Here is an 11,359-nt window from a genome sequence, read left to right as displayed (position 1 = left end):
CCGGTCTCTCCCAGGCGTCTCAACCGTCTTTCCAGTCCGTCAGGCCGTCACTCCGACCAACCAACACCGCCTCAGCAGCGCCGGTGAAGGGCGTTCTAAGGATAACTACAAATCACCGCAAGCAGAAAATGACAGGAATTGGGAAAAAATCGCGAAAACAAGAATAATTGTTTATTTTCAGTATATTGATCCCGTCACGTCTCCCCTGGACTCAGTTTTCGCCCAGGCCTCGCAGTGCAAAAACACTCACTGTATGACTTGCCCACATGGTTACCCACAGGCCAGCGCCCGAGTCACGCGGAATCGGCGTGCCGGGACGCCGTATTGAATGCCGGTTTGGGCAGGCGCAGCAGCAACAGGACAAGAATCACTAACAGGTAGATCAGGGGCGCGATCTGAAAGCCCTTCGCCAGCATGGCGTAGTGCAGCCCCGCAAGAATGGCTGCCGGGTAGACCAGCTTGTGCAGGCGCCGCCAAGCCGCCCCCAGCCACCGGACCGAGGCATTGTTCGACGTGATCCCAAGCGGCAGCATCAGAACGAATGCCGCCATGCCGACCGTAATGTAGGGTCGCTTTATAATGTCTGCCCAGATTTGACCTGGGTCTTGCACGTCCAGAACCAGCCAAACCAAAAGATGGCACGCCACATAGGATAGGGTCAAAACGCCAATGGCCCGCCTGAACTTCATGAGGTTCAAGCCGGTGAGCCGCCTCAGCGGCGTGACCGCCAAACCCAGGATCAACAACTGAAGCGCCAGTTCTCCATATTCATGTTCCAAAGCCTCGATCGGTTCGACCCCAAGGCCACCGGTCATGCCTTGGTAGAACAACCAGGGCACCGGAACCAATCCGGCGATGTAGACCGCCCAGACAGGAACGCGGCGCAGTATGTGGTTCAGCTTGTGCATGGCCTCAGTAGTATTCCCTGAGATCCATGCCGTTATAAAGCCCTGCGACCTCTTTTTCGTAACCGTTGAACATCAGTGTTGGTTGTCGCTTTGCAAACAACCCGCCGCCGATGCGGCGTTCCGAGGCCTGAGACCACCGCGGATGATCCACGGTCGGGTTCACGTTGCTGTAGAACCCGTATTCACGCGGGTTGGCCATGTTCCAACTGGTTGGCGGCTCTTCCTCGGTCAAAGTGATGCGTACGATGGATTTGATCGACTTGAAGCCATATTTCCACGGAACCACCAGGCGCAGCGGGGCGCCGTTCTGATTGGGGATCGGGCGGCCATAGATACCCGTCGCCATGATCGTCAACGGATGCATGGCTTCATCCAGCCGTAGACCTTCCCGATACGGCCAGTCCAGAACCGGATATGCAACGCCCGGCATCTCGTCGGGGCGCAGCGCGGTTTCGAAGGCCACGTATTTCGCCCCCTCCTGCACACCGGCCATGTTCAGCAGATCGGCCAGTTCGAACCCGTTCCACGGCACGACCATCGACCAGGCCTCGACACAGCGGAAACGGTAGATGCGTTCTTCGATCGTCATTTCGGACATGATGTCCTGGAAATCGTACTCTCCCGGACGGTCAACCAACCCGTCGATCGTGACGCTCCATGGTTCGGTCTTGAGGGTATGGGCGTATTTCGCAGGGTCGTCCTTGCGGGTCCCGAACTCATAGTAGTTGTTGTAGGACGTGATCTCTTCCCACGTGTTCTGCTCCAGCGCATCTTCCGCACCTGCACGGCCCGCGATCATCGCCAGTCCCGATCCGGCGAGTCCCGCCATGATCTGTCGGCGGTTCAGGAACGCCGCCCGCGGGGTCGTATCGGCATGTGTCAGGGTGTTGATCCAGCGGTGCGCCATTCCGTTCTCCGTTCAATTACAAAAATCAGCCTTGAGTTAGCCCCGTTTTAGCACCGGACCAACGCAACTTGCGTCACGATTGAGAGACGGGACTGTAACGAAGCCTACGTTGCATTCCCGTCGCGCACAGACGAACACCTGTTTGGAACGGCATCAACGGGATGGAAGCTGCACATCCGATAAGGTATCGCCAAAACCACCAGAGACTGTGTGAAGGCCGCCCCGTGTTACTGACCAAAACCATTCCTTTGTCCCTTTCGATCCTGTGGCGCTTTGCGGTGACGTTCCCGATCCTGCTCATCGGCCTTTTTCTATACGGCGCGTTGGGTGGCGTGATCGGGTTCGTCATCGGGTTGATCCTGCCCGGAACACTGTTCATCGCAACCTTCCTGATCAGCGCCTCATCCGGCGTGATCCCGATCATGGTCGGCGCCCGGTTCGGGTTCCAGTCGAAGCTGATCCGACCCGGTGTGGGCTATCGCAAGCTGATCGTTCCCGCCATTGCCTATGGCGCGGCGGAGTCTCTTGCGATCGGCCTGATCCTTGCGCCAGTGGTCGGGTTGGCCTTTGTTCAGGTCGCGCCGAATCTGGTCGATCTGACCAAGACCCCCGAAACACCGGCCCTGGACTGGCTGACCTCGGCCGGCGCGTCGGTTTCGGTGGCGGGCCTCGTCGTCACGGTTGCGGTATTCACGGTAGCCTCGGCTGCGCGGGCCAGTCTGCTGGTTCCCCTGGCCGCCGCAGCCTTGGGCAGTGACCCGGACGACCGACCCTATACGCCCTTCCGCAATCTGGGTGCCTCCTTTTGGCCGCTCTTTGCTTTGGTAGCCATCAGCTATGTATCGATGATGGTGCTTTACGTCCTCGCCTTTCTGGCCGTGGCCTTCGTGGCGGGGCTACCGGCGTTGGCAACGTCCGTTACCGAAATCGAAGGCCTATTCCGCGGTGGCGCCATCGAAAACCCGATCTGGCCTGCAGTGGCCTTGTTTCTCAGCTTTATCCTGGTCGGGCTTTGGGGGCTGAGCCTGCAATCCGCTGGCGCGGTATTGGCCTATCTGAAACTGCAGGGCGGGCGCCCCAGCCGCCATATGGTGGATCCGGCCCAGCGCATGGCTCCGCCGGCACCACCACCATCGCCCGAGTCCGGTCCGCGCCTGAGTGCCGACGACTTGCGAGCATTGCGCAAAAGCCGTCAGAACCACGACTGATTGGTGCGCATGAAAAAGGCCCGCCATTTCTGGCGGGCCTTTCCTGTTTCAGCCAAGCCGCAGGTTAGTGGACCACGGCCTCGTCCGGGCGCGAGCGGTCGCTGGTGCCCAACCGGTCGCCGATGATCAGACCATCAGGTCCGGCAGTTACCGGCACGGTGTCGCCATCCCGGATGTCGCCGGCCAGCAAAGCCTCGGCCAGCGGGTTCTGCAGGGCACGCTGGATAACGCGCTTGAGCGGACGCGCCCCGAAGACCGGGTCGTAGCCTTCGTTGGCCAGCCACTCCTTGGCGGCATCGTCCAGCACAAGATCGATCTTGCGCCCAGCAAGCCGCTTCCGCAGGCGGGACAGCTGGATGTCGACGATTGCATCCATGTCCGACCTCTGAAGCCGGTCGAAGATGATGGTCTCATCCAGACGGTTCAAGAACTCGGGCCGGAAATGCGCCCGGACCGCGTCCATCACGTCGCGCTTGGCCTGCGCCGTGTCGGCCCCTTCGGCCAACTGGCTGAGCGCCTGCGACCCAAGGTTCGAGGTCAGCACTATCAGCGTCTGCTTGAAGTCGACCGTACGGCCCTGGCCATCAGTCAGGACACCATCGTCCAACACCTGCAACAGCACGTTGAACACGTCCGGATGCGCCTTCTCGACCTCGTCGAACAGCACCACCTGGTACGGCCGGCGACGGACGGCTTCGGTCAGAACGCCACCTTCCTCATACCCGACATAGCCCGGCGGAGCACCGATCAGGCGGGCGACGGCGTGTTTCTCCATGAACTCGGACATGTCGATCCGCACCATCGCCTGTTCGTCGTCGAACAGGTATTCGGCGACGGCCTTGGTCAGCTCGGTCTTACCCACACCGGTCGGGCCGAGGAACAGGAACGAGCCCAGCGGGCGGTTCTCGTCGTTCAGACCGGCCCGGGCCCGGCGCACGGCATTGGCCACGGCGCGCACGGCCTCGTCCTGGCCGACCACGCGGGTATGCAGCGCTTCTTCCATGCGCAGCAGCTTTTCGCGCTCGCCTTCCAGCATCTTCGAGGTCGGGATACCGGTCCAGCGTTCGACCACGGCCGCGATCTGTTCGGGACGCACCGTTTCCTTGGCCATGACCGCGTTGCTTTCCTGGCTTTCGGCCTCGGCCAGCTTGCGCTCCAGCTCGGGGATCACGCCATAGGACAGCTCACCGGCCTTGGCCAGGTTGCCCTCGCGCTTGGCGATCTCCAGCTCGGCGCGCGCCTTGTCCAGCTGCTCTTTCAGCTCTCGGGCGCTGGCCAGCTTGTCCCGCTCGGCCTGCCACTGGGCGGTCAGCTCGGCGGATTTCTCCTTGAGCTCGGCCAGTTCCTTCTGCAAGGCTTCAAGCCGATCTTTCGAAGCCGCGTCATCTTCAAGCTTCAGCGCCTCTTCCTCGATCTGGAGTTGCAGGATCTGGCGATCCAGCTGGTCCAGCTCTTCCGGCTTGCTGTCTACTTCCATGCGCAGACGCGAGGCGGCCTCGTCCACGAGGTCGATCGCTTTGTCAGGCAGGAAACGGTCGGTGATGTAGCGGTGCGACAAGGTCGCGGCCGACACCAGCGCCGAATCCGATATGCGCACGCCGTGGTGCAGCTCGTATTTCTCCTTGATGCCGCGCAGGATGCTGATCGTGTCCTCGACCGTGGGTTCCTGCACGTAGACGGGCTGGAACCGGCGGGCAAGGGCCGCGTCCTTCTCGACGTATTTGCGGTACTCGTCCAGCGTGGTGGCACCGATGCAGTGCAACTCGCCCCGCGCCAGCGCGGGCTTGATCAGGTTGGCCGCATCCATCGCACCGTCGGATTTGCCGGCACCCACCAGCGTGTGCATCTCGTCGATGAACAGGATGATCTCGCCGGCGGCGGCGGTGACCTCGTTCAGAACGGCCTTCAGGCGTTCCTCGAACTCGCCACGGTATTTCGCACCGGCGATCAGGGCACCCATGTCCAACGCCAGCAGCTTCTTGTCCTTCAGCGATTCCGGAACGTCGCCGTTCACGATGCGCAGAGCCAGACCTTCGGCGATGGCGGTCTTACCCACACCGGGCTCACCGATCAGAACCGGGTTGTTCTTGGTCCGGCGCGACAGAACCTGCATGGCGCGGCGGATTTCCTCGTCGCGGCCGATGATCGGGTCGATCTTGCCCTCGCGGGCGGCCTCGGTCAGGTCGCGGGCATATTTCTTCAGCGCGTCATAGCCTTCTTCGGCATTGGCGCTGTCGGCGGTGCGGCCCTTGCGGATGTCGTTGATCGCCTCGTTCAGCTTCTGGGCGGACACGGCACCAGCTTCCAGGGCCTCTTTGGCCTTGGATTTGACGATGCACAGCGCCATCACCACGCGCTCGACCGGCACGAAACTGTCGCCGGCCTTCTTGGCGATCTTCTCGGCCTCGTCCAGAACCTTGGCGGTCTGACCGTCCAGATAAACCTGGCCCGCGTCGCCGCTGACCTTCGGGATCTTGGCCAGGGCAACATCCAGCGCCTCGACCACGCGCTCGGGCGCGCCGCCCGCACGTTTGATCAGGTTGCTGGCCAGCCCCTGGTCATCATCCATCAGTGCTTTCAGAATATGTTCGGGAGCCAGTCTCTGGTGTCCCTCGCGCAGCGCAATGGTTTGCGCCGCCTGCACGAAACCTCGTGCACGCTCGGTGAACTTGTTCAAGTCCATGGCATTCTCCTTTTCCAAGCGCCCGTTAAATTTGCGCCTGCTTGGCAGCACGCAGTGGTCCGGGCCTCATGGATCAATTTGGGAAATGTTCCCGCTGCTTCAAGAGGGTAGCGGGCGAAAAAACGCTCAGCCGCGGGGAATCGTATAGACGGTATAGCCGCCGGTTTCGGCCACCTGCTGAGCATTCTGCATTTCGACCAACGACTGCGCGGCGGCGCTGCCGGTGGGGCACGAGACAAGGTCGGCCGTGTGGTCCAGGAAATTGACGGTAAAGGCGGTTTCGCCGGTCAACTGGCACCAGTCATCTTCGGACCGATAGCCGCCGACCAGGTACAAATCGTCGTTGGTGGGTGGCGGGGCAGCGCCCGTCTCGGGTTGTGGAGGGGTGTCGTCACAAGCGGCGAGCGCGGCCACGGCGGCCAGCGGAAATAGGTGCTTCATGGTCTGTCCCTTTGGTGCAATTTTTGGTCCTGAATGGCGGCATCATAGCACAGTTGGGCCAAAGCGGGGAAACCAGGGCCTCCCCTGCCAGCCGTGGCGGTCAATCGCCTTCGATTTCCCGGATCAGTTTTGTTGCAACGTCGTCGCCCTGCTCGGCCGCAAGACGGTAATATTTCAACGCGCCTTCGATCTCGCCCGCCTCGTGCAGCAGCCGGCCGAACTTACGCTGCGAGGCCATATGGCCAAGTTCGGCCGCTCTGCCCCACAGGACAAAAGCCGCCTGCGTGTCCTGGGGCACGCCGTCCCGCCCGTGATAGGTCAGCGACCCCAGATTATGCAGAGCCACGACGTCATCCTCTTCGGCGGCCCGGAAATAATACTCCAGCGCCTTTTCGATATCCTTGGGATATCCGTTCTGGCCGGTTTCGTAGATCAAGCCCAGATGCACCGCAGCATCGACGTTTCCGTGATCGGCGGCCCGCTCCAGATAGTCGACCGCGCGGTCCATATCCTGTGCGACATGCATTCCGTCGCGATGGAAGATGCCAAGGCGGACCATAGAAGGATCATACCCAAAGAACGCAGCCCGTTCATAATACTCGAGCGCCTTGTCGATGTCGGGCGCGACACCATCCCCGTGTTCATAGCCGTATGCCACGTTGTGCATTCCCATGGACAGGCCGGCATCGGCGGCCGCCATGTACCACCCGAACGCCGTTTCATCGTTTTCGGGAACGATCTGACCCTCGTTATAGAGCGAAGCGAGCGTGTTCATGGCGAGCCCGCTCCACTCCATCGCAGCCATTTCGGAAAACTCGAGCGCCATCTGCAATTCGCCGCCCTTCAGAAGCGCGCGGGCAAACGCCGCCACAACCTCGGCATCAGCTTCGTCCGCGTTCAACAGGGTATCGGCGCAGATGCCGATTGCGTCCTCAGCGTCCATGTCCGCCCATTCCACCCCGTCGAAATAGGGCGACTGGCCCGGAGCGGCAGCGGCCATCAGGCACTCATATTCTCCGTCCGAATAGTCGGGCTCGTATGGCGGATCGTCGGGGTTTGGTTCCGGCCGGGGTCGCAGGTCGGTGACAAGCAGGCGTCGTGTGTCTTCTTTGGGGACGCTGACCTCCTCCGGTTCGGGAGCACCTCCATTGAATTCGGCCAGTTGCTCGCGTGCAAGCTGCGAGTAGATCGGGCACTCCGCATAGACCTCGGCAAAGCTTTGGATGGCCGCCGCCGACCCGCTGTCTTTGACGTCCGCCCAGACCAGCCGGGCCTCTCCGCAATCCGTTTCGCCGGCCCAGACAGCGCCCGCCCCGGCCAAAACAGCTGCCGAAGCCACCACACCCAACCGTATCATCCCTTACTTCCCTGCGTCTTTTCTTGTCTGATTGCGCCACACGCTCTACAGAAGCGCCGATCCCGTCAAGCCTGAAAGGTCGAAACAATGCCCAAAGCCCTGCCCCAAACCGCAGATGACCGCCTGATCGTCGCCCTCGACGTACCCAACGCACTGGAAGGGCTGAAAATGGCCGAGACGCTGGGCGACGCGGTATCGTTTTACAAGATCGGTCTGGGGATGCTGACCGGTGGTGGGTTGGCCTTGGCAAACGAGTTGAAGCAGGAGCACGGCAAGCGCATCTTTCTGGACATGAAGCTGTTCGACATCGGCAACACGGTCGAGAATGCAGTGCGGGGGCTGGCGCAGTTCGATCTGGATTTCCTCACGGTGCATGGCGACCCCCACGTTGTGCGTGCCGCCAAGGAAGGCGCAGCAGGCAAGGACCTGAAGATCCTGGCGGTGACCATCCTGACCTCGCTGAACCGTGACGATCTGGATGCAGGTTTGATGAAGTCCGGCGACATGCAGGACATGGTTCTGGAACGCGCGGCCCGCGCATTCGAGGCGGGCGCCGACGGCGTGATCGCCAGTCCGCAAGAGGCGGCCCCGATCCGCGCCCTGCCCCAGGCCAACGGCCGACTGATCGTCACCCCTGGCGTGCGGCCGTCCGGATCGGATCTTGGCGATCAGAAACGCGTCGCGACACCCGCCGCCGCAATCAGTGACGGGGCCGATCACATCGTGGTCGGGCGGCCGATTTATCAGGCCGCCGACCCCAAAGCTGCAGCCGACGCCGTACTGGCCGAGTTGCGTTCGGTGTAACATTTCGAGGGCAAGTCGCGTCAAATCCCGATTCCAGAAGCACGATTTGGCCCGCAAGCGGTTGACCTTGCGTCACTTTTGGCCGCTGCCGCGCCAAATTGCCTCTGTGCCCCAAAACACACATGAAAAACACGAGTTTTGGGACCTGTTTCGTAGGCCTATCGAAATCGACATTTTTGGGCGATTCTGATCAAGAGACACTCCCCAACGGGCCGCGTCTTCCTGAGGCCCGTTACCTCCCCCCGCGAAACTGCGGGGGGTCTTCTTGTCGGCCCCACCTTTTCGTTCAATCGCTTTGCGCTGCAGCGTGCTGTGTTGTACTTTTGGCACCTCGGACAGACCGCTCATTCGCGGTGCCCGTGGAAAGGAAATGATGCCCGCTCTCTGTCGCGATTGCCTTGCCAGTCTTCACGACGAACGGCGCTGCCCCTCCTGCGGCAGCCCGCGGGTGTTGCGGCATCCAGAGCTGTTCGATCTGACCATCGCCCATATGGATTGCGATGCGTTCTATGCCTCGGTCGAAAAGCGCGACAACCCCGAACTGGCGGACAAGCCGGTGATCATCGGCGGGGGGCGGCGTGGCGTGGTGTCAACGGCCTGCTATGTGGCGCGTATTCGCGGCGTACGCTCGGCGATGCCAATGTTTCAGGCGCTGAAACTTTGCCCGGACGCAGTGGTGATCAAACCGCGCATGTCCGTCTACGTCGAGGTCTCACGGCAGATCCGCGCGATGATGGACGAACTGACGCCGGATATCGAACCCCTGTCACTGGACGAGGCGTTCATGGACCTGTCAGGCACCCAGCGACTGCATGGCGCGCCGCCCGCGGTGATGCTGGCACGGCTAGTCAAACGCATGAAAGACGAGCTGGGCCTGACAGGCTCGATCGGGCTTTCGCACAACAAGTTTCTGGCCAAGGTGGCGTCCGACCTGGACAAACCGCGCGGGTTTTCCGTGATCGGCAAGGCGGAAACCGCCGAGTTTCTGAACGACAAGCCGGTGCGGTTGATCTGGGGCATCGGACCGGCTGCGCAGGAGTCACTGGAACGGGCCGGCATTCGCATATTCTCGGACTTGCTGCGATGGGATCAAGAGGCCCTCACGGCGCGCTTCGGCTCGATGGGCTATCGGCTGTGGCACCTGGCCAGAGGGCAGGACAAGCGGCGCGTTTCAGCCCACGAGCCGATGAAGTCGATCAGCAATGAAACAACGTTTTTCGAGGACACCGCCAACCCCGACACTCTGGACGGCCACCTTTGGCGCATGGCCGAAAAGGTGGCCGACCGTGCGAAGGCCAAGGGGCTGGCCGGGCGGGTCGTGACGCTGAAGCTCAAGAAGGCCAACCACAAATTGCTGACCCGCCGGGTCTCTTTGCGGGATGCGACGCAGATGGCCGACCGCATCTACCGCACCGCCCGCGGGCTGTTCGATCAGGTCGGCGATCAGGGCCCTTATCGTCTGCTGGGCTGCGGATTGTCAGACCTGTGCGCCGAAGATCAGGCCGACATATCCGGCGACCTGCTGGACCCCGGAGCCACGCAACGCTCGAAAGCAGAACGTGCGACAGACGAGATCCGCCGAAAATATGGAACTGATGCAATCGTTAAGGGCCGAGCGCTGCGGTAGCTCTTACTATTCGGCGGCCAACCGTGCCGGCTGAGGACCAATTCGGGCGATATCCGCGATCACTTCTTCCAGGATATCCCTGAACGCCAGGAAATTGGCGTTGGGCTCGATCGTGTTCTCATTCATGTAGAGCGCCCGGTCGATCTCGATCTGAATCGCATGCTGATGGCGGGCAGGACGCCCGTAGGTCTGGGTCACGTACGCCCCTGCAAAGGGCGTGTTGCGGGCCACGGTCAGACCGGCGGACGAAAAGGCCGCTTCGATCTGATCAACAATGACGCCCGATGCCGAGGCACCGAATCGATCCCCCAGCACGATCTCGGGACGGCGCCCCTTGGGGTTCCCGGCCATGGCAACGGCCTCGTGCGGCATCGAGTGGCAGTCGATCAGAATGGCCTGTCCAAACATGTCGATCGATTCGGCCAAAAGAGACTTCAGGCGGGCGTGATAGGGGCGCCAATAGGTGTCGATGCGCAGGCGCGCTTCGTCCATCGTAAGCTTGCCGCTGTAGATTGCGCGACCGTTGGATACGACACGGGGGATCACGCCCAACCCCGATACCACGCGCGGGTTGTGCCCCTGGCGGCGCGCGCCCAGAATCAACGCAGGATCCAGTTCTTCGGCGCTGCGGTTGAGGTCAAGGAACGCGCGCGGCATCTGCGCCGCAATCAACGGTGCGCCATGGATCGAGGCGGAAGCGAACAGTTGATCGACAAAGGCATCTTCGGAAGAGCGAATCACATTGCGGTTCAGAACCGAACGATCCAGAAAGCCCGGCAAATAGTTCCGGCCGCTATGTGGCGAAGAAAAAACAACGCACGACGTGCGTTCTGCGGGCATTTCCAAAGCGTATGCGGCGCTGTGCATGGCCTCTCCTTCTTTGCCGATAACATAGACCGGAAAATTGTTGGACCAAACCCCTTGAACCCCTTCGCGACTCCTTTTATAGACCCCTCCACCGGCGCGGAGATCCGCGCCCCGTTTCGTTATGGGGCAGGATACGCAAAGGGAAAGTGGGCGGTTAGCTCAGCGGTAGAGCACTTCGTTGACATCGAAGGGGTCACAAGTTCGATCCTTGTACCGCCCACCATCGTTTCACTGTTTCGGGTCTGACCCGGGGCACCCGCTAACCCAGGCGCTGGCCACGTCCTTGATGAAGGCGCCGCAGAATTGGAGAGAGACCATGAAGGTCAAGAACTCGCTCCGCTCGCTCAAGAACCGGCACCGCGACTGCCGGGTTGTGCGTCGCAAAGGCCGCGTCTATGTGATCAACAAGACGCAGCGCAAGTTCAAAGCTCGTCAGGGCTGAGAACGGCAAATCGCTGTTTCAAAGAACCGCGCCTCCGGGCGCGGTTTTTTTGTGCCGCGCGCCGAGACTGACCGTTCGTGTTAGGCTGTTGAAAACAGCCGGGAGCGCGAAACGG

10 protein-coding genes and 1 tRNA gene are annotated in these 11,359 nt (G+C 61.4%); 5 read left to right on the top strand and 6 right to left on the bottom strand.

Features of this window, described 5'->3' with window-relative positions:
• Positions 1-293: 293 nt before the first annotated feature.
• Together msrQ and msrP are read right to left on the bottom strand one after the other, a co-directional pair.
• Positions 294-908: a protein-methionine-sulfoxide reductase heme-binding subunit MsrQ gene (msrQ, locus tag ACR0MM_RS17770; RefSeq protein ID WP_480697665.1), complete on the bottom strand. Its 615-nt coding sequence runs from the start codon at positions 906-908 to the stop codon at positions 294-296.
• 4 nt (positions 909-912) lie between these two features.
• Positions 913-1,815: a protein-methionine-sulfoxide reductase catalytic subunit MsrP gene (gene msrP / locus ACR0MM_RS17765; protein WP_480697663.1), complete on the bottom strand. Its 903-nt coding sequence runs from the start codon at positions 1,813-1,815 to the stop codon at positions 913-915.
• A gap of 224 nt (positions 1,816-2,039) precedes the next feature.
• On the opposite strand from msrP, the gene ACR0MM_RS17760 reads away from it, so the two are divergent.
• Positions 2,040-3,023 (top strand): hypothetical protein, encoded by a 984-nt coding sequence (locus ACR0MM_RS17760; RefSeq protein ID WP_170368111.1) that lies wholly within the window; start codon positions 2,040-2,042, stop codon positions 3,021-3,023.
• Positions 3,024-3,087: 64 nt separating this feature from the next.
• Here ACR0MM_RS17760 and clpB read toward each other — a convergent pair whose 3' ends face one another.
• The 3 genes from clpB to ACR0MM_RS17745 form a co-directional block, all read right to left on the bottom strand.
• Complete coding sequence (gene clpB, locus ACR0MM_RS17755) at positions 3,088-5,706, bottom strand: ATP-dependent chaperone ClpB (RefSeq protein WP_480697661.1); 2,619 nt, start codon at positions 5,704-5,706, stop codon at positions 3,088-3,090.
• A gap of 126 nt (positions 5,707-5,832) precedes the next feature.
• Positions 5,833-6,147 carry a hypothetical protein gene (locus tag ACR0MM_RS17750; RefSeq protein WP_093965477.1) on the bottom strand — a complete coding sequence of 105 codons (315 nt, stop codon included), beginning with the start codon at positions 6,145-6,147 and terminating at the stop codon, positions 5,833-5,835.
• 100 nt (positions 6,148-6,247) lie between these two features.
• Positions 6,248-7,504 (bottom strand): tetratricopeptide repeat protein, encoded by a 1,257-nt coding sequence (locus tag ACR0MM_RS17745; RefSeq protein WP_480697659.1) that lies wholly within the window; start codon positions 7,502-7,504, stop codon positions 6,248-6,250.
• A gap of 87 nt (positions 7,505-7,591) precedes the next feature.
• On the opposite strand from ACR0MM_RS17745, the gene pyrF reads away from it, so the two are divergent.
• Together pyrF and ACR0MM_RS17735 are read left to right on the top strand one after the other, a co-directional pair.
• On the top strand, positions 7,592-8,308 hold the full coding sequence (pyrF, locus tag ACR0MM_RS17740) for an orotidine-5'-phosphate decarboxylase (RefSeq protein ID WP_170373399.1): 717 nt from the start codon (positions 7,592-7,594) through the stop codon (positions 8,306-8,308).
• A gap of 373 nt (positions 8,309-8,681) precedes the next feature.
• Positions 8,682-9,935 carry a DNA polymerase IV gene (locus ACR0MM_RS17735; RefSeq protein ID WP_480697657.1) on the top strand — a complete coding sequence of 418 codons (1,254 nt, stop codon included), beginning with the start codon at positions 8,682-8,684 and terminating at the stop codon, positions 9,933-9,935.
• 6 nt (positions 9,936-9,941) lie between these two features.
• On the opposite strand, the gene ACR0MM_RS17730 is transcribed toward ACR0MM_RS17735, so the two are convergent.
• Positions 9,942-10,802: an N-formylglutamate amidohydrolase gene (locus ACR0MM_RS17730; protein ID WP_480697655.1), complete on the bottom strand. Its 861-nt coding sequence runs from the start codon at positions 10,800-10,802 to the stop codon at positions 9,942-9,944.
• Between the two features lie 148 nt (positions 10,803-10,950).
• Here ACR0MM_RS17730 and ACR0MM_RS17725 point away from each other — a divergent pair.
• Together ACR0MM_RS17725 and ykgO are read left to right on the top strand one after the other, a co-directional pair.
• Positions 10,951-11,025, top strand: a tRNA-Val gene (locus ACR0MM_RS17725).
• A 93-nt stretch (positions 11,026-11,118) separates the two neighbouring features.
• On the top strand, positions 11,119-11,244 hold the full coding sequence (ykgO, locus tag ACR0MM_RS17720) for a type B 50S ribosomal protein L36 (RefSeq protein ID WP_005648635.1): 126 nt from the start codon (positions 11,119-11,121) through the stop codon (positions 11,242-11,244).
• Positions 11,245-11,359: the final 115 nt, after the last annotated feature.

The sequence above is a fragment of the Ruegeria sp. BC6 genome (assembly GCF_056539185.1).
The sequence above is the reverse complement of the archived record's forward strand: the minus strand, read 5'-3'. Positions and strand labels throughout refer to the sequence as shown.